The organism is Citrobacter sp. Ce104 (assembly GCF_030334595.1).
Taxonomy (GTDB): domain Bacteria; phylum Pseudomonadota; class Gammaproteobacteria; order Enterobacterales; family Enterobacteriaceae; genus Citrobacter; species Citrobacter europaeus.
The window spans coordinates 775,576-797,885 of the sequence record NZ_JAOWDP010000064.1; the positions used below are offsets into that span (position 1 = coordinate 775,576).

17 protein-coding genes are annotated in these 22,310 nt (G+C 53.5%); 10 read left to right on the top strand and 7 right to left on the bottom strand.

Annotated elements, in window-relative coordinates:
• Positions 1–103 precede the first annotated feature (103 nt).
• The 5 genes from OGW16_RS14260 (at position 104) to OGW16_RS14280 (ending at position 6,772) form a co-directional block, all read left to right on the top strand.
• Positions 104–1,195: a LacI family DNA-binding transcriptional regulator gene (locus OGW16_RS14260; protein ID WP_123915733.1), complete on the top strand. Its 1,092-nt coding sequence runs from the start codon at positions 104–106 to the stop codon at positions 1,193–1,195.
• A gap of 121 nt (positions 1,196–1,316) precedes the next feature.
• Entirely contained in the window at positions 1,317–4,394 is a 3,078-nt protein-coding gene (locus tag OGW16_RS14265) for a beta-galactosidase (RefSeq protein WP_286518541.1), read from the top strand.
• Between the two features lie 57 nt (positions 4,395–4,451).
• On the top strand, positions 4,452–5,705 hold the full coding sequence (locus OGW16_RS14270; protein WP_043015335.1) for an MFS transporter: 1,254 nt from the start codon (positions 4,452–4,454) through the stop codon (positions 5,703–5,705).
• 29 nt (positions 5,706–5,734) lie between these two features.
• On the top strand, positions 5,735–6,346 hold the full coding sequence (gene lacA / locus OGW16_RS14275; RefSeq protein WP_043015334.1) for a galactoside O-acetyltransferase: 612 nt from the start codon (positions 5,735–5,737) through the stop codon (positions 6,344–6,346).
• A gap of 153 nt (positions 6,347–6,499) precedes the next feature.
• On the top strand, positions 6,500–6,772 hold the full coding sequence (locus OGW16_RS14280) for a YceK/YidQ family lipoprotein (RefSeq protein ID WP_286518542.1): 273 nt from the start codon (positions 6,500–6,502) through the stop codon (positions 6,770–6,772).
• Between the two features lie 44 nt (positions 6,773–6,816).
• On the opposite strand, the gene prpE is transcribed toward OGW16_RS14280, so the two are convergent.
• The 4 genes from prpE to prpB all read right to left on the bottom strand — a co-directional run bounded on the left by prpE (position 6,817) and on the right by prpB (position 12,409).
• Positions 6,817–8,703: a propionate--CoA ligase gene (prpE, locus tag OGW16_RS14285; RefSeq protein ID WP_286518543.1), complete on the bottom strand. Its 1,887-nt coding sequence runs from the start codon at positions 8,701–8,703 to the stop codon at positions 6,817–6,819.
• A 39-nt stretch (positions 8,704–8,742) separates the two neighbouring features.
• On the bottom strand, positions 8,743–10,194 hold the full coding sequence (locus OGW16_RS14290) for a bifunctional 2-methylcitrate dehydratase/aconitate hydratase (protein ID WP_286518544.1): 1,452 nt from the start codon (positions 10,192–10,194) through the stop codon (positions 8,743–8,745).
• 39 nt (positions 10,195–10,233) lie between these two features.
• The gene (prpC, locus tag OGW16_RS14295; protein ID WP_043015330.1) at positions 10,234–11,403 is read right to left on the bottom strand and encodes a bifunctional 2-methylcitrate synthase/citrate synthase; all 1,170 of its coding nucleotides are present in this window, start codon (positions 11,401–11,403) and stop codon (positions 10,234–10,236) included.
• Positions 11,404–11,527: 124 nt separating this feature from the next.
• Positions 11,528–12,409: a methylisocitrate lyase gene (prpB, locus tag OGW16_RS14300; protein WP_043015329.1), complete on the bottom strand. Its 882-nt coding sequence runs from the start codon at positions 12,407–12,409 to the stop codon at positions 11,528–11,530.
• A gap of 252 nt (positions 12,410–12,661) precedes the next feature.
• Here prpB and prpR point away from each other — a divergent pair, with 252 nt between their 5' ends.
• A complete protein-coding gene (gene prpR, locus OGW16_RS14305) occupies positions 12,662–14,272 on the top strand; it encodes a propionate catabolism operon regulatory protein PrpR (RefSeq protein ID WP_286518545.1) in 1,611 nt (536 codons plus the stop codon).
• Between the two features lie 32 nt (positions 14,273–14,304).
• Here prpR and yahO read toward each other — a convergent pair whose 3' ends face one another.
• On the bottom strand, positions 14,305–14,580 hold the full coding sequence (gene yahO, locus OGW16_RS14310; protein WP_003830901.1) for a DUF1471 family periplasmic protein YahO: 276 nt from the start codon (positions 14,578–14,580) through the stop codon (positions 14,305–14,307).
• A 269-nt stretch (positions 14,581–14,849) separates the two neighbouring features.
• On the opposite strand from yahO, the gene OGW16_RS14315 reads away from it, so the two are divergent.
• From OGW16_RS14315 to OGW16_RS14330, 4 genes are all read left to right on the top strand, one after another.
• Positions 14,850–15,482, top strand: coding sequence for a LysE family transporter (locus OGW16_RS14315; protein WP_043015327.1), 633 nt, complete (start codon positions 14,850–14,852; stop codon positions 15,480–15,482).
• 79 nt (positions 15,483–15,561) lie between these two features.
• Complete coding sequence (locus OGW16_RS14320) at positions 15,562–16,950, top strand: diguanylate cyclase (protein WP_286518546.1); 1,389 nt, start codon at positions 15,562–15,564, stop codon at positions 16,948–16,950.
• A 219-nt stretch (positions 16,951–17,169) separates the two neighbouring features.
• Entirely contained in the window at positions 17,170–18,267 is a 1,098-nt protein-coding gene (locus OGW16_RS14325; protein WP_286518547.1) for a 4Fe-4S binding protein, read from the top strand.
• Between the two features lie 183 nt (positions 18,268–18,450).
• Complete coding sequence (locus OGW16_RS14330) at positions 18,451–18,960, top strand: hypothetical protein (protein ID WP_223306664.1); 510 nt, start codon at positions 18,451–18,453, stop codon at positions 18,958–18,960.
• 99 nt (positions 18,961–19,059) lie between these two features.
• Here the strand turns inward: OGW16_RS14330 and foxA are convergent, their stop codons facing one another.
• Positions 19,060–21,168 (bottom strand): ferrioxamine B receptor FoxA, encoded by a 2,109-nt coding sequence (gene foxA, locus OGW16_RS14335; RefSeq protein ID WP_286518548.1) that lies wholly within the window; start codon positions 21,166–21,168, stop codon positions 19,060–19,062.
• A gap of 121 nt (positions 21,169–21,289) precedes the next feature.
• Positions 21,290–22,273, bottom strand: coding sequence for a helix-turn-helix transcriptional regulator (locus OGW16_RS14340; RefSeq protein WP_075145097.1), 984 nt, complete (start codon positions 22,271–22,273; stop codon positions 21,290–21,292).
• Between the last annotated feature and the right edge of the window lie 37 nt (positions 22,274–22,310).

The following is a 22,310-nucleotide window of genomic DNA, read 5'->3' on the forward strand; positions in this document are numbered from 1 at the left end:
ACACGAGGCGCAACCCTGGAATGCGCCTCGCAGAACCCATGCGCAAATCCCCCAAAACCGTCCCGCTGTGGCATCATAGCGCGCAGATAACGTCATGAAAGGGGTGATAAACGTGAAACCGGTAACGCTATACGATGTGGCAGACCATGCAGGAGTCTCTTACCAGACCGTCTCGCGCGTCGTGAATCAGGCCAGCCACGTTTCCGCAAAAACCCGACAGAAAGTTGAGGCCGCGATGGCGGAGCTCAATTACATCCCTAACCGCGTCGCACAACAGTTGGCGGGAAAACAGACGCCGCTGATTGGCGTCGTGACGGCGAACCTTGCCCTGCATGCCCCGTCGCAAATCGTTGCCGCCATAAAATCCCGCGCCGACCAGTCGGGTGCCAGCGTGGTGATCGCCATGGTCGAGCGCAGCGGCGTTGAGGCATGTAAAGCCGCGGTTCATAACCTGCTTTCTCAACGCGTAACCGGGCTTATCATCAACTATCCACTGGATGAAGAAGACGCCATTGCCGTGGCTGCCGCCTGCGGTACGGTGCCGGTGCTGTTTCTTGATGTCTCTGACCAGACGCCAATTAACAGCGTGATTTTCTCCCATGACGACGGCGCGCGCCTCGGCGTTGAGCATTTGGTGCAGCACGGACATCAACGGATCGCCCTGCTGAGCGGGCCGCACACTTCTGTTTCGGCAAGGCTTCGGCATGCGGGGTGGCACAAATATCTGGCGCACTACCAGCTGCAACCCACCGCGGAGCTGGAAGGCGACTGGAGCGCGATGTCCGGTTTTCAGCAAACGCTGCATATGCTTAATGACGGTAACCTCCCCACCGCCATGCTGGTCGCGAACGATCAGATGGCGCTGGGCGCGATGCGGGCAATCAGCGAGTTTGGTCTGCGGGTGGCGGTGGATATCTCAGTGATCGGCTACGATGACACTGAGGACAGCGCCTGCTACATTCCACCCCTGACCACCATCAGGCAAGATTTTCCGTTATTGGGTGAAACCAGCGTCGACAGGCTGCTGCAACTTCCCCGTGGCGAATCGACCGTGGGCAACCAACTGCTGCCCGTAACCCTGGTTAAGCGCAAAACGGTTCTGCCACCCGATACCCAAACCACCTCTCCCCAGGCGCTGGCAGATTCACTGATCCAGTTGGCACGGCAAGTTTCTCAGCTCACACCAAGATTGTGAACGCATAACAATTGTGTGAGTCAGTTCACTCATTGAACGCCCTATCCTTTACAGTTGGGATCGCTTATTCGTATTTTGATTGAAATTGTGAGCGAATAACAAATTCAAACAGGATACCGTTATGAACCTGAACACTGATTCACTCTCCGCTGTTCTGAAACGTCGCGACTGGGAAAATCCCGGCGTCTCGCAGCTCAACCGTCTGGAGGCGCACCCGCCGTTCTGTAGCTGGCGCTCAGCGGATGATGCGCGTACTAATCAGCGCTCGACTCAGTTACGTTCGCTGAATGGCCAGTGGCAATTCGCCTGGTTTCCCGCGCCGGAAGCAGTGCCGGAAAGCTGGCTGACAAGCGATCTGCCACAGGCTGACACTATCAACGTTCCCTCTAACTGGCAGATGGACGGTTACGATGCGCCAATTTATACCAACGTCACCTACCCAATCCCGGTTAATCCTCCGTACGTTCCGGCACAGAACCCGACAGGATGTTACTCGCTCACATTCAATATTGAAGACGCGTGGTTAGATGAAGGTCAGACACGCATTATTTTTGACGGCGTCAATTCCGCGTTTCATCTGTGGTGCAACGGCCGCTGGGTCGGCTACGGTCAGGATAGCCGCCTGCCATCGGAGTTCGATCTTAGCGATTATCTGTTACGCGGCGAAAATCGTCTGGCCGTGATGGTGCTGCGCTGGAGCGACGGCAGTTATCTGGAAGACCAGGACATGTGGCGCATGAGCGGGATCTTTCGCGACGTATCTTTGCTGCATAAGCCCACTGTGCAAATCTGCGACCTGCGTATTAACACCCATTTTAACGACGACTTCAGCCGCGCCGTGCTGGAGGCGGAAGTCAGAGTGGCGGGCAACGCGAGCGAAGAGTTACGCGTCACCCTGCAATTGTGGGAAGGTGAAACGCTCACTCACGAAACGACCTCCCCACTCGGCAGCGAGATTATTGATGAACGCGGCGCTTATCATGACCGGGTTACCCTGCGTATGAACGTCGAAAAGCCGGCGCTGTGGAGTGCCGAAACCCCCAATCTGTACCGCGGCGTTGTGCAGTTACGCACCGCGGGCGGAGTGCTGATTGAAGCGGAAGCCTGTGACGTAGGCTTTCGTCAGGTTGGTATTGAAAACGGCCTGCTGTTACTTAACGGTAAGCCGCTGTTGATTCGCGGCACCAACCGTCATGAGCACCATCCGGTCAACGGCCAGGTGATGGACGAGGCGACGATGGTGCAGGATATTCTGCTGATGAAGCAGAATAACTTTAACGCCGTGCGCTGCTCCCATTACCCGAACCATCCGTTGTGGTACACCCTGTGCGATCGCTACGGTCTGTATGTCGTCGACGAAGCCAACATTGAAACCCATGGCATGGTGCCGATGAACCGCCTCACCGACGATCCCGCCTGGCTGCCTGCCATGAGCCAGCGCGTCACGCGCATGGTACAACGCGATCGCAACCATCCGAGCATTATCATCTGGTCACTGGGCAATGAATCCGGCCATGGCGTCAATCACGACGCACTCTACCGCTGGATAAAATCAGCAGATCCGTCTCGCCCGGTACAATATGAAGGCGGCGGCGCAAATACCGCGGCGACCGACATTATTTGCCCGATGTACGCCCGCGTAGATCAGGATCAGCCCTTCCCCGCAGTCCCCAAATGGTCGATTAAAAAGTGGCTGTCGATGCCCGGCGAGCAGCGTCCGCTGATCCTCTGCGAATACGCCCACGCCATGGGCAACAGTTTTGGCGGCTTCGCCAAATACTGGCAAGCGTTCCGTCAGTATCCGCGCCTGCAGGGCGGGTTTGTCTGGGACTGGGTGGATCAGTCGTTGATTAAATATGATGATAACGGCAAGGCATGGTCAGCCTACGGTGGCGACTTTGGCGACACACCTAACGATCGTCAGTTTTGCATGAACGGACTGGTATTCGCCGATCGCACTCCGCATCCGGCGTTATACGAGGCCAAACATGAACAGCAGTTCTTCCAGTTCACGTTACTGCCGGGCGCTGAACGCCAGATTGAAGTGACCAGCGAATATCTGTTCCGCCGCAGCGATAACGAAGTTCTGCACTGGTCGATAGCTCAGGACGGCAATCCGCTGGCCGCCGGAGAAATCGTTCTGGATATCGCCCCACAGGGCCGCCAGGTGATTACCCTGCCTGATGTCCCGATGCCGGAAACCGCTGGCCAGCTGTGGTTGACGGTGCGCGTAGAACAACCTCAGGCAACCGCATGGTCAGACGCCGGGCATATCAGCGCCTGGCAGCAGTGGAAGCTGGAAGAAAAACTCAGCCTGGCACGGCTGCCAACTCACTGTTTCGCGCCACAGCTTAACGTTAGCGAAAACGTTTTTACCGTTGAGAACGATAACAAGCGCTGGCAATTCGACCGTCAGTCTGGCCTGCTGACACAGTACTGGATTGGCGATAAAGCCCAACTGTTAACCCCACTGACCGACCAGTTCACCCGCGCGCCGCTGGATAACGATATCGGCGTGAGCGAATCAACCCGCATCGACCCTAATGCCTGGATTGAACGCTGGAAGGCTGCTGGTCATTATCAGGTCGAAGCAACGTTACTGCACTGTGCTGCCGACACGCTGAGCAATGCGGTACTGATCGCCACCGAACATGCGTGGCAGTATCAGGGTGAAACGCTGTTCGTCAGCCGAAAAAGCTACCGCATCGACGGCAAGGGTGAAATGCAAATAACGGTGGATGTCGACGTTGCCAGCGGTACGCCGCATCCGGCACGTATCGGCCTGAGCTGCCAACTGTCGCAGGTCGCAGAGCGAGTGAACTGGTTAGGTCTCGGTCCGCATGAGAACTACCCGGATCGCCTGAGTGCCGCCTGTTTCGATCGCTGGGATCTGTCGCTAGATGAGATGTACACCCCGTATGTTTTCCCGGGCGAAAACGGTTTGCGCTGCGGCACGCGTGAACTGCACTACGGCGCGCACCAGTGGCGCGGAGACTTCCTGTTCAACATCAGCCGCTTTAGCCAGCAGCAACTGATGGAAACCAGCCACCGCCATCTGCTGCAACCTGAGGCGGGCACCTGGCTCAATATTGATGGCTTCCATATGGGCGTCGGCGGCGATGATTCGTGGAGTCCTTCTGTGTCGCCGGAATTTCAGCTGAGCGCCGGACGTTATCACTACCAGGTTATCTGGGGTTAAACATAATAATAATGGGCAGGTTATGACCTGCCCTTATTTTTCCTGAGGAAGTCTGTTATGTATTATTTAAAAAACACTAACTTTTGGATGTTCGGCTTTTTCTTCTTCTTTTACTTTTTCATTATGGGTGCCTATTTCCCCTTCTTCCCTATCTGGTTACACGATGTAAATCAGATCAGTAAAGGTGACACCGGGATAATCTTCGCCTGTATTTCACTGTTTTCGTTATTATTCCAGCCAATTTTCGGACTGCTTTCCGATAAGCTTGGCCTGCGTAAACACCTGCTGTGGGTCATTACCGGAATGCTGGTAATGTTTGCCCCGTTCTTTATTTACGTTTTTGGCCCGTTATTACAGGTTAATATTTTACTGGGTTCGATTGTCGGCGGGATTTATCTTGGCTTTATTTACAATGCCGGCGCTCCGGCGATTGAAGCCTATATTGAAAAGGCCAGCCGCCGAAGCAACTTTGAATTTGGTCGCGCGCGCATGTTTGGCTGCGTGGGCTGGGCGCTGTGCGCCTCAATTGCCGGAATTATGTTCACCATCAATAACCAGTTTGTCTTCTGGTTAGGTTCTGGCTGTGCGGTCATTCTGGCATTGCTGCTGCTCTTTTCAAAAACAGATGCCCCCTCTTCAGCAAAAGTCGCGGATGCGGTAGGTGCCAACAACTCGGCATTCAGCCTTAAGCTGGCGCTGGAATTATTCAAACAACCGAAACTCTGGTTCCTCTCCCTGTACGTGGTCGGCGTTTCCTGCACTTATGACGTATTTGACCAGCAGTTCGCCAACTTCTTTACCTCATTCTTTGCCACCGGCGAACAGGGTACCCGCGTGTTTGGCTACGTCACGACGATGGGGGAATTGCTCAACGCCTCGATCATGTTCTTTGCGCCGCTGATTGTGAACCGCATCGGCGGAAAGAACGCCCTGCTGCTGGCCGGTACGATCATGTCGGTGCGGATCATTGGTTCATCATTTGCCACCACTGCGCTGGAGGTCGTGATCCTCAAAACGCTGCATATGTTCGAGATACCGTTCCTGATTGTCGGTTGCTTCAAATACATCACCAGTCAGTTTGAAGTGCGTTTCTCGGCCACGATTTACCTGGTGTGTTTCTGCTTCTTCAAACAGTTAGCCATGATTTTCATGTCAGTTCTGGCCGGAAAAATGTATGAAAGCATTGGTTTCCAGGGGGCGTATCTGGTGCTGGGGATCATTGCGCTGAGCTTCACGCTAATTTCCGTATTCACCCTTAGCGGGCCGGGACCGTTTTCCCGCGTTTTCACTCCAGCAAGTAAACAAGCCTGAAGACCAATGACACAGAGGGAATATCTTCGATGAGCATGTCGATAAGAGACCGAATAAAAGCAGGCAAGCTGTTTACCGATATGGGCGAGGGACTGCCGCAGGAGAGACTGCGCGGAAAAGAGTTAATGTATGAATTTAACCATACGCGTCCATCGGAGGTTGAAAAGAGGGAAAGACTGATTCGTGAAATGTTTGCCACCGTGGGAGAGAATGCGTGGATCGAGCCCCCCATTTATTTCTCCTACGGCAGCAATATTCACATTGGCAAAAATTTCTATGCCAATTTTAACTTTACCATTGTGGATGATTACACGGTCACCATTGGCGATAACGTTTTAATTGCGCCAAACGTCACGATCACGGTAACGGGTCACCCTGTTCACCACGAATTAAGGAAATCCGGAGAGATGTTTTCCTTTCCGGTCACCCTCGGCAATAACGTATGGATTGGCAGTAACGTAGTCATCAACCCGGGCATAACGATTGGCGATAATTCCGTTATTGGCGCGGGGAGCGTGGTCACAAAAAACATTCCGCCAGATGTCGTAGCCGTGGGGGTTCCTTGCCGGGTAATAAGAAACATTAACGAACGAGATAGAGAGTACTATTACCAAAATTATAAAGTGGATCCGTCAATTTAAACCGTCATGCCGGATGCACCACTCACGTGGTTTATCCGGCCTACGATGTGCAATCCTCACATGATGTATCCTGACCTGGTAGTTTAAGTTCCGAGGACAACCAGCCGCTTTTTTACCGTTATGATAAAACGGGGCGAGAAGCCAGGTCATAGCATGAGCAAAAAGACGGTTGCGGTAACAACGCTCTTTATCAGCGTATTACTTTCAGGATGCGGCAGCATTGATGCACGCACGGCAGGTGAGGATTCAGATACGTATTACGTGGGTATGCACCATGATATTGATAAACTAAAAAACCCGGGCGCTTACGATTATAACTATTTCGATTTAGCACTATTGTTTGTTGATGTGCCGTTATCGTTCGTGGCCGATACGGTGTATGCACCGTTTGATTACTATCACGGACCGTATAAGAAAGTTGATTAGAACATAGGCCCGGTAAGCATTGCGCCACCGGGCATAACACGACGCTACTCCTCGATCGCCTGACGGATTTGCTGTAACGACGAGGGATCGTCAATGGTCGTCAGATCGCCAGGATCGCGGCCTTCGCAGATCGCCTGAATCGTTCGTCTGAGCATTTTGCCGGAGCGTGTTTTCGGCAGTTGCGATACAAACCAGACGTGCGCCGGACGGCCAAAGTTACCAATTTGACTGTCCACCAGCGCCATAATCGCCTTCTCTTCCGAATGAGCAATGTCGCGGTCTTCCAGGCTGTCGCTCTGTTTCGGAATGACAAACGCGACCGCTACCTGCCCTTTCAGTGCGTCTTTCACGCCAACTACCGCCACTTCGGCGACGTTTGGATAGCTGGAAATGCTTTCCTCTATCTCGCGCGTCCCCAGCCGGTGCCCGGCCACGTTGATGACGTCATCTGTCCGACCAAGAATAAAGTAATAGCCGTCCGCGTCACGAATCCCCCAGTCAAAGGTGGCGTACACCTGGCGGGAAAACAGCGACCAGTAAGTATTTACAAACCGCGCGTCATCCCCCCAGATGGTCTGAATACAGCCTGGCGGCAGTGGCCCTTCAATCACCAGCATCCCCTTCTCGTTCACCGCGCAAGGTTCACCGGTCACCTCATTGAGCAACTGCACGTTATAGCCATACATCGGCACGCCAGGACTGCCCAACCGCGACGGTCTGTCGTCCAGCCCGCGGGCAATCGCCATAATCGGCCAGCCGGATTCGGTCTGCCAGTAGTTGTCGATAACCGGGACGCCCAGCGTTTCCGTGACCCAACTGGCGGTCGGCTCGTCCAGCGGCTCACCCGCCAGATACAGCACTTCCAGCGAGGAAAGATCGTGATTACGGATTTGCGCGGTCGGGAATTTCTTCAGTACGCGAATGGCGGTCGGGGCCGAGAACATCCGGCTGACCTGATACTTCTCAACAATTTTCCACCACACCCCGCAATCCGGATATGTTGGCAGCCCTTCGTAAACCACCGTCGCCATCCCCGCCAACAGCGGGGCGTACACGATATAGGAATGTCCAACCACCCAGCCGATGTCCGACGCGCAGAAGAACACGCCGCCTGCTTTACCGCCGAAAATGGTGTCCATCGAGGTCGCCAGTGCGACTGCATAGCCGCCAACGTCGCGCTGGACGCCTTTCGGTTTGCCGGTTGTCCCGGAGGTGTAGAGAATGCAGGACGTTTCGTTTGATTCCAGCCAGACAACTGGCACCCGCGCCCCGAGATGCTGTTGGCGAAGGGCGGCAAAGTCAAGGTCACGCCCCTCGACCCGCGCCATTTTCGCCAGACCGCGATCGACCAATACCACATGACGCGGCTGGTGCTGCGCCTGATCGATCGCATCATCGAGCAGCTTTTTATACGGCAGGATCTTGCCGCCGCGCGCCCCGGCATCCGCCGAAACGATAACCATCGGTCGGGCGTCGTCAATGCGCGCCGCCACGCTGTGCGAGGCGAAACCACCGAACACCACCGAATGGATCGCCCCAATGCGCGCGCAGGCCAGCAGCGTAATGTGCGCCTCGGCGATCATCGGCATATAAACCAGTACCCGATCGCCGCGCTGTACGCCCAGCGACATCAGTATCGCCGCCGCGACGTTCACTTCGTCATACAGCTGACGAAAGGTAAACGTGCGTTCTTCTTCGGTTTCTGATGACACCGCAATCAGCGCCAGCGCCTCGGGCTGTTTGTCCAGCCAGCGATCGATGGCGTTATGGCACAGATTGGTCGTGCCGCCGCAAAACCAGCGGGCAAACGGCGGGTTGCTGTGATCCAGTACCTGTGTATACGGCTGCTGCCAGTCAATACGCTGGGCCTGCTCGGCCCAGAACGACTCCGGCTGCGTAATCGAACGTTGATAAAACTCGCTATAAGACATAATGCTCTCCTGTTGAACTTACGCCTGATGAGTCGGGTTTCAGATAACAAATAAATCCATATACTCATTGACCGGCATCTGCTCCAGGCGAGTTCTGTCCAGGGAGACATCCAGGATGCGCTGCTGCTGACGGGTCGGAAACTGACGCGCCAGGTTGATTTTGAACTTCTCGACCAGCTTCGGCATGCCGTCGTTACGACGGCGCGCGTGGCCGATTGGGTATTCCACTACCACTTCTTCAAAACGTGAACCGTCGGTGAATTCCAGGGTGATGGCGTTGGCGATGGCGCGTTTTTCCGGGTCGTGATAATCGGCAGTAAACGCCGGATCTTCAAAGCAGGTGATCTTCTCGCGCAGGGCATCAATGCGTTTGTCCTGCGCCACGCCGTCTTCATAATCTGCCGCCGTTAAACGTCCGAACAGCAGCGGAACGGCAACCATATACTGGATACAGTGGTCACGATCCGCGGGGTTATCAAGCGGACCTTTTTTATCGATGATGCGGATACAGGCTTCGTGCGTACGAATGGTCACTTTTTCGATATCCGCCGCCGTTTTACCTGCGGCCTGCAGTTGCTCGTATAGCGTCATTGCCGCTTCTACCGCAGTCTGCGAGTGGAACTCGGCCGGGAAGGAGATTTTAAACAGCACGTTTTCCATTACGTAAGAACCGTACGGGCGCTGGAAGCGGAACGACTCACCTTTAAAAGAGACGTCATAAAAGCCCCAGGTTTTCGCCGTCAGTACGGACGGGTATCCCATCTCACCGGTTTTCGCCATCAGCGCCAGACGTACCGCACGCGAGGTGGCATCGCCTGCCGCCCAGGATTTACGCGTGCCGGTATTTGGCGCATGACGATAGGTACGCAGCGCCTGGCCGTCGACCCATGCCAGCGACACGGCGTTAAGAATTTCATCCCGGCTCAGGCCAAGCATCTCGGCAACCACCGCCGTCGAGGCCACTTTGACCAACAGGACGTGATCGAGACCTACGCGGTTAAAAGAGTTTTCCAGCGCGATACAGCCCTGAATTTCATGGGCTTTAATCATTCCGGTGAGCACTTTTTTCATGGTTAACGGCGCTTTCCCCACCGCCACCGCATTGCGCGACAGCCAGTCAGCCGTAGCCAGAATACCGCCGAGGTTATCGGAAGGATGGCCCCATTCCGCGGCCAGCCAGGTGTCGTTAAAGTCCAGCCAACGGATCATCGCGCCGATATTAAACGCCGCCTGCACCGGGTCAAGCTGGAACTGGGTGCCCGGAACGCGCACGCCGTTCGGCACCACAGTCCCGGGGACGACCGGCCCCAGCAGTTTTTTACAGGCCGGATATTCCAGCGCTTCCAGGCCGCAGCCTAAGGTATCCAGCAGGCAATAATGCGCGGTGTCATACGCCACCTTCGAGGTGATTTCGTAGTTCATGACGTAATCAACGATATCAACGATTTCACGGTCAAATTCCGGGCGGACGTTCGAAATATGTGCAGACATAGGGTACATTTCCTGTTTTTTATCTTTCGAGGTTTGGTATTAGCAACGTTCTTCAATCGCGACAAATTCGCGATCTTCCGGGCCGGTATAGTTGGCGGAAGGACGGATAATTTTGTTGTCCTGGCGCTGTTCGATGATGTGCGCCGCCCAGCCGGTGACGCGGGCGATGACAAACAGCGGAGTGAACATTTCAGTGGGGACGCCCATCATGTTGTAGGAAACCGCCGAGAACCAGTCGAGGTTCGGGAACATCTTTTTCGTTTCCCACATCACCTCTTCCAGGCGGTCGGCGATGTTGTACATTTTCAGTGAACCGCCTTCCTGTGAAAGCTGTTTCGCCACGCGTTTAATCACCTGATGACGCGGGTCGGCGATGGTGTAAACCGGGTGGCCAAAGCCAATCACCACCTCTTTGTTTTCAACGCGTTTACGGATATCCGCTTCAGCTTCGTCCGGCGTTTCGTAGCGCTGCTGGATCTCCAGCGACACTTCATTCGCTCCGCCATGTTTCGGCCCGCGCAGTGCGCCAATCGCCCCGATAATGGCGGAATACATATCGGAGCCGGTCCCTGCAATCACGCGACCGGTAAAGGTGGAAGCGTTAAATTCATGCTCGGCATACAGCACCAGCGAAATATGCATCGCCTTTTCCCAACTTTGCGACGGCTTTTCGCCATGCAGCAGGTGCAGAAAGTGGCCGCCGATGGAATCATCGTCGGTTTCCGGCTGAATGCGCTCGCCGTTATGGCTGTAGTGATACCAGTACAGAAGGATTGAACTGAGCGACGCCAGCAGCTTGTCGGCAATATCGCGCGCGCCGGAAACGGTATGCCCCTCTTTTTCCGGCAGCGTACAGCCCAGCGCGGAGACGCCGGTGCGCATCACGTCCATCGGATGCGAGGCGGCAGGTAGCGCTTCCAGCACGGTACGCACGTTAGCGGGCAATCCACGCAGCGCTTTTAATTTAATCTTGTAGGCGTTGAGTTCATCGCGGGTAGGCAATTTTCCGTGGATCAGCAGGTGCGCAACTTCTTCAAATTCGCACTGCTGCGCCAGGTCGAGAATATCGTAGCCGCGATAGTGCAGGTCGTTACCGCTTTTTCCTACGGTGCACAGCGCGGTATTTCCGGCGGTGACGCCTGACAGCGCAACCGATTTTTTAGGTTTAATGACATGGGTACTGTTTTGCAGGATCGTTGTGTCGCTCATGTTGTCCTCGTCATTTTTATAATATGTAGGGTGCTGAGGGTGTGCGAGTAGCTACGCAGGCCGGATAAACGCAGTGCCATCCGGCATTGCCTGATGGCGGCTTCGCCTTATCAGGCCTACGTGGCTACTTTTTTGTGTACAGCGCGTCGAGTTTCTCTTCGAACTGGTAGTAATTGATGCTTTCGTACAGTTCGTTGCGCGTCTGCATAATGTCGATAACGCTCTTTTGCGTTCCTTCCTGACGCAGCACGTTATAAACCTTTTCCGCCGCGCGGTTCATGGCGCGGAAGGCTGACAACGGATACAGCGCCATCGCGACGTTCGCGCTGCGCAGTTCATCGGTGGTGAACAGCGGCGTAGCGCCAAATTCGGTAATATTGGCGAGGATCGGTACCTGTACCGCATCGGCAAACTGGCGGTACATCGCAAGTTCGGTAATGGCTTCCGGGAACAGCATGTCCGCACCCGCTTCAACGTATGCCTGGGCACGATCGATAGCCGCCTCTAACCCTTCCACCGCCAACGCATCGGTTCGCGCCATGATGACAAAGTTGGGATCGGTACGCGCATCCACGGCGGCGCGGATCCTGTCGACCATCTCTTCTTTCGAGACGATCGCTTTGTTCGGGCGATGACCGCAACGCTTAGCGCCGATCTGATCTTCAATATGCAGCGCGGCGGCACCGGCTTTGGCAATAGACTTCACGGTTCGCGCCACGTTGAACGCTGACGATCCAAAACCGATATCTGCATCCACCAGCAGCGGCAGCGGGCAAACGTCAGTAATGCGACGAATATCAGTCAACACGTCATCAAGGGTAGAAATACCGAGATCCGGCAGACCCAAAGAGCCCGCCGCGACGCCGCCGCCAGAGAGGTAAATTGCCTGATATCCGGCGCGTTGGGCCAGCAGAGCGTGATTGGCGTTGATGGTGCCTACGATTTGTAATGGATTTTCTTTGCTGAGCGCGGCGCGAAACGCCAGCCCTGGGGAGTGTAGAGACATATCCCGTCCTCTTGTTATCAACTTGTTAGCATTCGTTGATTTACTTAAAGCAAGGGGTATGCCAAAGACCTTAATTTTTAATTAATTTATGAATTTTAATTTAAAAACAATATGTTAATGTCAATCCTTGTCTCTGTGTTGCACAAAAGCGTGTCAGCTATCGTTTCATGAAACATTCCATCACGTTTCATTGCAACATTTATGAAACACAACTAAACCCTAATACTCGGTTCCTTACTTTTTGGGTTGGTTATGGTTGATACGCATCTTCCGCCGCGGGTGAACGATGACAAACCGGTTATCTGGACGGTTTCGGTCACGCGTCTGTTCGAACTGTTTCGCGACATCAGCCTCGAGTTCGACCATCTGGCGACCATCACCCCTATTCAGCTTGGTTTCGAAAAGGCGGTGACGTATATCCGCAAGAAGTTGGCCACCGAGCGCTGTGATGCCATCATTGCCGCGGGCTCCAACGGAGCATATCTGAAAAGCCGTTTATCGATTCCGGTGATCCTGATTAAACCCAGCGGGTTTGACGTGCTACAGGCGCTGGCAAAAGCGGGAAAGCTCACCTCGTCGATTGGCGTCATTACCTATCAGGAAACCATCCCTGCGCTTCTCGCCTTTCAAAAGACCTTCAATTTGCAGCTTGAACAGCGCAGCTATATCACCGAAGAAGATGCCCGTGGGCAAATCAACGAGCTGAAGGCCAGCGGCACGCAGGCAGTGGTCGGCGCGGGGTTGATCACCGACCTGGCGGAAGAAGCAGGCATGACCGGTATTTTTATCTATTCAGCAGCTACCGTGCGCCAGGCTTTTGTCGATGCGCTGGATATGACCCGGCTGACGCTGCGCAGAAACGGTCAGTACGCCTCTGGCGATACGCTACGCACCCGCTATGCGCTGGGGGATATGCGCGGTCACTCTGCGCAAATGGAACAGGTACGGCACACCATTATGCTCTACGCCCGTTCGCGTGCGCCGGTGCTGATTCAGGGCGAAACCGGCACGGGCAAAGAGCTGGCGGCGCAGGCCATTCACCGTGAGTTTTTCACCCGTCAGGACAATCGCCGCGGGAAGCCCTCGCCGCCGTTTGTTGCAGTCAACTGCGGGGCAATCACTGAATCATTGCTGGAAGCTGAACTGTTTGGCTATGAAGATGGCGCTTTTACCGGCTCCCGTCGGGGAGGACGTGCGGGCCTGTTTGAAATCGCCCACGGCGGAACGCTGTTTCTTGATGAAATAGGCGAGATGCCGCTGCCGTTACAAACCCGACTACTGCGCGTGCTGGAAGAAAAAGAGGTTACCCGGGTAGGTGGACATCAGCCGATTCCGGCCGATGTACGTGTGATTAGCGCCACTCACTGTAATCTGGAGCAGGAGATGAAGCAGGGAGAGTTTCGTACCGATCTGTTTTATCGCCTGAGCATTTTACGCCTTAAGCTGCCGCCGCTACGCGAGCGGTTGCCCGACATCCTGCCGCTGGCGGAAGGCTTTTTAAAACAGTCGCTGGCGGAGCTGGATGTGCCGTTTTCTGAACCCGTGCGTAAGGGGCTGGGACTGAGTCAACCGACGTTGCTCAATTATGGCTGGCCGGGAAATATCCGCGAACTGCGTAATATGATGGAGCGTCTGGCGCTGTTTTTAAGCGTCGAGCCGCAGCCTGAGCTGAATGTACAATTCCTGCAGCAGTTGTTACCGGAACTGGTCGTTGCTGCTGACTCCCCACAGCTATCCACATCGTTGACGCCGCAGCAGGTGCTGGCACAATTCAATGGTGATAAAACCGCGGCTGCACGCTATCTCGGAATTAGCAGAACCACGTTCTGGCGCAGATTAAAAGAAAACCCGCCAGTACAATGACCGACGGGTGGCGTATTTTTTACAGCAGCGTGTTATTTTTTCTTGTAAATATTAGCTGTGCCATGGATTTTGTTATCCGTTTGGCCGGAGGTTAATACCACCACATCAGCGCCTTTCTCTTCAGCTTTCTTCAGCAGCTCTTCTTTAGCATCTGCAACAGAAACTTCATTACTCGTTGAAATATCACCGATTTTTGTGTACTGCGACTCAACCTTTTCAAACTCAAGTTTTGTCATAAATTCCGCAGCATAGGCGTTGGAAAAAACTAAAGCTAACGCACCAATAAGTACTTTATATCCAGTTTTCATATAAAAGCTCCAGGTTTTGTTATATATGCCATCATCGCCCCCTGAACATTCGACACGCGAGTCAAGGATGATTAATAAGTAGTTCAGGCTGATAAAAAGATCCAGAGCAGGCGGAAATATAAAGATATTTTGCTAATCGTTAAATACGCAAAACGCAGCGGCGCTGCGTTTTCAACGCGCAGTGTGAGTGAATACGCAGAATGACGTGGATACTAAAATTATAGTGTTAGCTGACCCTGCTTCCGCCCTCACTAATGGATACGTTGTCTATGGAACCTCTGCACGCCGTCATACTCACCGTCAGCCTGTTTGTTTTAACTTTTTTTAATCCCGGCGCGAATCTGTTTGTGGTGGTGCAAACCAGCCTGGCGTCAGGACGACGCGCAGGCGTCATGACCGGTCTGGGCGTGGCCTTAGGCGATGCGTTTTACTCCGGCCTCGGGCTCTTTGGTATGGCGACGCTTATCACCCAGTGTGAAGAGATCTTTTCGTTGATTAAGATTGTCGGCGGCGCCTATCTGCTGTGGTTCGCCTGGAACAGCATCCGGCATCAGGCTACGCCGCAAATGGCAACGTTACAACAGCCGCTTTCCGCCCCGTGGTATGTGTTTTTCCGCCGTGGATTATTAACGGATTTATCTAATCCGCAAACCGTGCTGTTTTTTATTAGTATCTTCTCGGTCACCTTAAGCGCTGACACGCCAACGTGGGCCAGGTTGATGGCCTGGGCAGGCATAATATTGTCTTCCGTTATCTGGCGTATTTTTCTCAGTCAGGCGTTTTCATTGCCCGCCGTGCGCCGTGCTTATGGCCGAATCCAGCGGGTTGCCAGCCGGGTGATTGGCGCCATTATCGGTGTCTTCGCGCTCAGGCTTATTTATGAAGGTATTAGCCATCGATAAGAGAGTTTAACTTGACCATCGTGAGGTAATTGTCCGTAATACCGCCTGAATTTTTAATCGCACGTTGAGTGGCAGTGAGATGGAACAGGTTGAACCGGTAAACGACACATTACTCCTTACAGAATGGCAGGCGCTGATACGACAAACATCGCCTGAAGTTCACACGCTCCTGACATCGTTAAGCGATGAAGAGATCCGCCATTTAGTAACCGTTTTTTATGACTATATGCTCTCCCACGCCCAGAGCGCATTATTCCTCAATACAGAACAGGTCAGTACCCGCCTCAGCGGCAGCATGTTTGACTGGCTGCGCAGCGTCCTTGGCAGCGCGCATGAAGATCTCTCGCAACTGCTGGCCAAACAACGCAAAATTGGCGTGGTGCATGCCCGCATCGGTCTGCCCATCGATCTGGTGAACCGCGGCGCGCGTAAGCTCAAAGATGAGCTGTATCGGGTGTTGAAAACCAAAGCGGACTATTCGTCCTCTCTGCTGAGCGATGCTATCTGTTTCAGCAGTCTGGCAATGGATACCGCACTGGAGGCCATGACAGTCTCCTATTCCCCAAGCCATCAAAACTCGCTGCATACTCAGGAGCAGTATCGTCTGCAGACTATTTACGATGACGTTAACGTCGAGCGTGAGCGGCAAATCCGTTCATTTACTGACTGGGAAAACCAGTTTATCTATAACATTGCCACCGCAATGCCTTTCGGTGAAATGGTATTTCTGGCGAACTCTGATTTTGGTATGTGGTTCTCGCATAAGGGAAAACATATTCTTGGCAACAGCAATTTGCTCAACGAAATGGAATCACTGATTGCAGAGATCGACACTCGTCTGACGACCACCCTGTCACCTCAGCATCAGCCGACAGAGCCCGAACGGATGAGCTTATTACAGGATGTTCGCCAACTCTCAGCAAAAATCCATTTCCTGCTCGCCTCAATGTTTGAGGCGCTGGTTAAGCAGGAAAATGGTAAAGATTCGCTGACCCAATTGCTTAACCGCCGCTTTATTCCGACCATCATGCGACGCGAAATCTCGCTGGCGTTACATGCGCGTAAGCCTTTTAGCCTGGCAATGCTGGATATCGACTACTTTAAGCAAATTAACGATAACTTCGGACATAATACCGGCGATCTGACGCTCAAAAGCGTCGCGGCGGTTATTTATGATCATATCCGTAGCAGCGATTACGTGTTCCGCTACGGTGGTGAAGAATTTATGATTCTGCTCGTCGAGTCAGATGAATCGCAGGCCAGTATTATTCTGGAAACGCTGCGTATGAAAATTGCCGGGATGCGCATGGCCACCTCTGCGACAGAAACGTTTTCTATTACCGTCAGTATCGGTATTGCCGAATATGACTATCATCCCGACTACAAACAACTGGTTGATAAAGCGGATCGCGCACTTTATCAGGCAAAAAGTAATGGTCGTGACCGCGTTGAGGTTTATCAGGAATAACCATTGCCCTGCAGAGAAATAAATACCCCGTTCAGGGTATTTATCTGACCTGTGACAAATATCGGGCTGTTATTATTATTCAGGTATTTTTGCATGATAAAAATAACAGCCGCGTAATAAGATGCAAATCAAATACACCAAATCTGAATAGCGCTAGCATATCCCGGTGATGACGCCTTCTGAATGCAGAAGGGGAAATATGAGGGACAGTATAAAATCATGAACGGGAAGAAGAGAACGCGCTGGCAGCGCCGCCCAGGCACGACCGGAGGCAAACTGCCCTGGAATGACTGGCGCAATGCCAGCAGTTGGCGAAAAGCCACCCAATTTCTCCTGCTGGTTATCAATATTTATATTGGCGTGACGTTCTGGTATTGGGTCCGCTATTTCGAAACCGCCGGTACCAGCGTCTATATACCAAGGCCCGGCGGTATTGAGGGATGGCTACCGATTGCGGGCTTAATGAATATCCGCTATACGCTGGAGACCGGTTTTCTTCCGCCCATCCATGCCGCCTCCATGCTGCTGTTAGTTGCGTTTATCCTGATCAGCCTGTTGTTAAAAAAAGCCTTCTGTTCGTGGTTATGTCCGGTGGGCACGCTTTCCGAACTGCTCGGCAATCTGGGCAAAAAATTATTCGGTCGCAACTTCACGTTGTCGCGCTGGCTGGATATCCCGCTGCTCAGCCTGAAGTATTTGCTGCTGAGCTTCTTCTTGTATATCGCCCTGTCGATGCCCGCCCAGGGGATCCAATATTTTCTGACCTCAGCCTATGGCATCATTATCGATGTCAAGATGCTCGATTTCTTTCGCCATATTGGCTCCGCCACGCTTATCTCCGTGGTGGTTATCAGCATTCTGAGTCTGTTTATTCGCAACGCCTGGTGTCGTTATCTGTGCCCTTACGGCGCGTTGCTTGGGCTTTTCTCGCTGCTCTCACCGTTTAAAATCCGCCGCAATGCCGACAGTTGCATCGACTGCGGGAAATGCGCGAAAAACTGCCCGTCGAATATCCCGGTAGACAGGCTGATTCAGGTGCGAACAGTGGAATGCACTGGCTGCATGACCTGCGTTGAATCCTGCCCGGTAGCCTCAACGCTGAGCTTTTCCCTGCAGACACCGCCAGGTGCGCAAGGCAACGGTGGTAAACCATTATGGCGCCAGACGGCGCTGTCGGGTGTTGCTATGACAATACTGGTGCTGGGAATTCTGTTTGCCACTATTGGTTACGCTGTATATGCCAATGTCTGGGATACACCGGTACCCGATCACATGTATTTCCAGCTGATCCCGAAAGCAAACATGATCGGCCATTAATTCTTTATCAGTCTGTTCAAAAACCCTGCCAATTCTGGCAGGGTTTCCCGCCTGTTACATCATTTTAAGACTATTGAACTTGTGTCATCGTGTCCTCGTTTATACAACCTTAACTATCACCCGTAATCATTTCTCTATTCTGTTATGGGCGACTGGGACCACAATAATGAACGGGATAACATCATGACTAAAATAAAACTGGCACTGCTATTACCTTTATTTCTGGCGGGCTGTACGATGAGCGACGGAGAATTAAGAAACGCCTACGCTCAGCATTATCAGCAACCGGCCGCCTATGTCGATATTTATAAGCAGAAAATAGCCAGCATGGATATTAATGCGCTGGCCCAATATGCCGCCGCAGAAGACAAGAAAAAAATGCGTGGGCAGCCAAGGCTGAAAATCGACGAATTCATTACCATTGAGAACGTGCAGGCGAAAGGAAATCGGGTGGTCTACGATTACTCCCTGTCCGAAAGCTGGCTGGCGCTGTCTGCAGATAAACAGCGCGAAAAGCAGACCAATATGAATAAAGACCTGGTCTACCGTACCTGCTCGCTGGAAACGGTACGCCTGGCGCAGGCCAAAGGGCTGGAAGAAGAGCATAACTACTACAGTCAGTACCCGGACAAGGTCGCCTTTACGCTGAGAACCAGCGCGCAAATTTGTATGCAAAACGGTTTTACAAAATAGCCGCAATCCACTATGCCTGATGCGCTGCGCTTATCAGGCATACAATTTGCGCGCTGCCGGAGGCCGGATAAGGCGCCAGCGCCGCATCCGGCTAAAGCATCAGAACTTCCACGAAACGCTACCAACAATGCTGCGCTCGGCGCCGAAGTAGCAGTACGAGAGCGAGTTACAGGCCGCAACGTAGCGCTTGTCGGTCAGGTTGTTGACGTTCAACTGTGCGCTCAATCCTTTAATGCCGATATTCGTTAAGTCGTAGCCAATTGCCATATCCACCAGCGTGTAGGACGGCAGAGTGTGAGTATTCAGGCGATCGCTGGCAATACCATTCACATAACGTACGCCTGAGCCCAACGTCAGGCCGTCCAGCGGGCCGCTTTTCACATCGTAGCTCAGCCAGGTACTGGCCTGGTTACGCGGGGCATACACTGCGCGCTTACCCTGCTCTTCCGGGCTGCTTTTCTTATAGCGAATGTCGGTATAGGTATACGCCGCCTGCAAACGGAAGCTATCCGTCAGTTGGCTAATTGCCTCCAGTTCCACCCCTTCAGATTCAATTTCCCCAATCGAGCGGTACGGATCGGTCGGCTCTTCTTTGGTGGCGATATTCGTCTGATTGATACGGAATACCGATGCGCTGAACTGGCTGTTGAGCCCTTCCGGCTCATATTTCAGCCCGGCTTCCCACTGCTTGCCTTTCATCGGATCCAGCAGATTACCGTTCTCATCGGCAAAGCTGGTTGGCGTAAAGGCAGTGGAATAACTCACGTACGGCGCAAAGCCGTTATCGAATAAATAGAGCAGAGCGGCGCGGGTACTGAAGTTGTTTTTATCCAGATCGCTGCGGGTATCGTTGATCTTATCAATGTTAGAGACGCTGACCTGATCGTAGCGACCGCCAAGCGTAATACGCCAGCGATCCCATGACATCTGATCCTGTAAATAGTACCCCGCCTGACGCAGCTTGTGCTTTTCGCGCGCATACATGTCGATGTAATCAGGCTTCGCGCCGTACACCGGATTAAAGGCGTTAATCGGCGGGAACGCGCCGTAGTAGCCAGTGGTATTATTGCTGCGATCCTGATAGTCGATCCCCACCAGCAGACGGTGGTTAACCTGCCAGGTATCAAAGCTGCCGTCGAGCTGGTTATCCAACGTAATCGCCGACATTTTTTCATCGGAGCCGGAGTAGCCGCGATTAAGTTCGGTTTCATTCAGCCAGCCCGCCGCATAGACCTGGTTCAGCTCCACGTCGGTATGCAGATAGCGCAGCTTTTGCCGCACCGACCAGCCGTTATCAAACAGGTGCTCAATGTTGTAGCCCACCATGTTTTCACGGCGATCGTATTTATCGTAATCATCCTCGCCTTCGTAAAAGGTGTTGGAGATCTTTTGTCCGTAATGCGGAACCACGGTGCCGTCATACGGCAGACCAGAATGGCTACCGCCTTCCGGGTCACGGTGTAGATAGGCCATCAGATCCAGACGCGTCTGGTCGGTGATGCGCCAGGTCAGGCTGGGCATCAGCGCATAACGTTCTTCCTTCAATGGACCAAACTGCGAGTCCGCGTAACGCGTCATTCCGCTCAGTCGCGCCGCCACGCGATCGTTATCATCCAGCGCCCCGGTGACGTCAAACGCCGCGCCGCGTTGGTTATTGTTGCCGGCAAACAGCTTTACTTCTCCACCCGCATCAAACGATGGCTTACGTGAGGTCAGCGCCACAATACCGCCCGGAGAGGAGCGGCCATACAGTACGGAAGCCGGGCCGCGCACCACTTCGATATCTTCGAGGAACCACGGATCGACCACCAGCGAGCTGTGAGAGTTGGTGTCGCCCATCATCTTCAGACCATCGAGATAGACGTTGTCCAGGCTGCCGTCAGAAAAGCCGCGCAGCACGATGTAGTCAAAGCGATTGGAAGCGCCAATCTGATTGCTGTACACCCCCGGCGTATAGCTGACGGCCTGGCGCACGCTGGTTGCGCCCTGCTCTTCAAATTGTTCACGGGTAACGATCGATACCGACTGCGGCGTTTCAATATCCGGCGTGGCAAGCTTCGTGGCCCCGCTCTGCATCTGTGAGGTGACAACCACCGTATCGTTTTTTGTTGTTTCCTGCGCCAGCAGAGGAAAAGCCACGCTGCCGGTAACCCATCCCACCAGCAGCGCCAAGCGAGTCTTCGCGAACATGAATATCTCCAAAGGCATGTCTAATTGTAAGTGAGAATTATTACCTTTTTGCTGACGGAGATAGCTATGCCGGATGCCAGGTTGCCTATGCGCAGTGCCAAATTGTCAGGAAATCACGTGCGTAAAACGCAAATATGGATTAGCAAGGTTTGAGCAAATCGCCCGGCGAAAAGCCGTAACGGCGACGAAAAGCGGTAGAAAAGTTGGTGGCGTGCTGATAACCCGACATCCAGGCCGCCTGTTGTACGCTATATCCTTCCAGTAGATATCCGCGCGCACGTTCCAGACGGCAATCGCGCAGGTAGTCGAATACCGAACAGCCATAGGCTGCGCGAAACTTACTGCGCAGGCTGCTGGGACTCATCGCCGCGCGTTGGGCCAGTTCATTAAGGGTGTAGTCATTTTCGGGACTCTGCTCCAGCAGACGGCGAACGACCTCCAGCCGTTGTTGCTCACCGCTGGCCGCAAGGCGTTTGCCGCTCTCAACCTGACACACGCTAAGGCCATGGCCGAACAGTTGTAATATCAGCCCTTCCAGCATCAACTGGCGAGAAACATGGCTAATCGTGCTCTGCTGCGCGTACTGCAGTCCGCTGAGTAAAAACCCCGGTACCTGCCATATAAGCGTCGGTGTCTGGCATCTTTCCCACTCACGCATCAATGATTCAAGCAACCCCGTGCGCCACGCGCCGTCGGGATACAGACCAAGCGATAAGGTTCGCAGTTTGCAGTCGGCATGATGGCGGGCACGCATCGTCTGGTGCTCGCTCAGGCGTGAGCTAAACGCCATCCCGGAACGCACCATATGCTCCTGCCCGTTGAGCGTCAGGATCACGCAACCTTCCATGACTACCAGCATATAGAGAGGGCTGCTGTGGCGGGAGGTGGTTTCGTAAGGTTGCAATACCTGTACGTCGGAGTGCGTCACGCACATTCCGCAGGGGAGCGTCATCTCCTCCACCTCACCTTGCAGAACGGGGCTGCAGGACGGTAAATCCGGCTTTTGCGCCAACAGGGGAAAACGGTAATCAATCCCGTAGCGTTCACCAAAATCCATAAACTCGCTGACGGAGAAGGTGCGAGCAGCGCGTCTGGAGGCATTCAGGGCGGTGGTGTTCTTCATGCTGTCTTCTGCACAGGAAATGGGATTAACGATTTAT